Source organism: Acetobacter sp. DmW_125128, assembly GCF_008704325.1.
In the GTDB taxonomy this organism is placed as follows: Bacteria; Pseudomonadota; Alphaproteobacteria; order Acetobacterales; family Acetobacteraceae; genus Acetobacter; species Acetobacter oryzifermentans.
Genome location: NZ_VHOP01000105.1, coordinates 1 through 364, shown reverse-complemented (window position 1 = coordinate 364; position 364 = coordinate 1). Strand labels below are relative to the sequence as shown.

At 54.9% G+C, this 364-nt stretch carries 1 pseudogene; it reads left to right on the top strand.

The features are described from left to right. Window positions 1–364, top strand: a pseudogene (locus FKW19_RS15180) (IS5/IS1182 family transposase); the annotation flags it as partial.

Here is a 364-nt window from a genome sequence, read left to right as displayed (position 1 = left end):
CCCGCAAAGCTGTCGCACAAGGATCGTCATGCGCGCTGGACACTGAAGTTCACGAAGGCGAAGCGGCAGGATGATGGAACCATGCCCTCCAGCGATCTCGCCATCCCGTTCTTTGGCTATAAATCGCATGTTTCCATCGATCGGAAATACCGGTTCATCCGGAAATGGAAAACAACGCATGCCGCCGCCAGTGATGGCGCGCGATTGAGAGAGGGGCTGCTGGATAAAACCAATACGGCCTCAACGGTCTGGGCTGACACGGCCTATCGCTCAAAAGCCAACGAAGACTTCATGGAAAAGCAGGGCTTTGTCTCCAAGGTTCATCGCAAAAAGCCGCATCTCAAGCCTATGCCCCGGCATATCC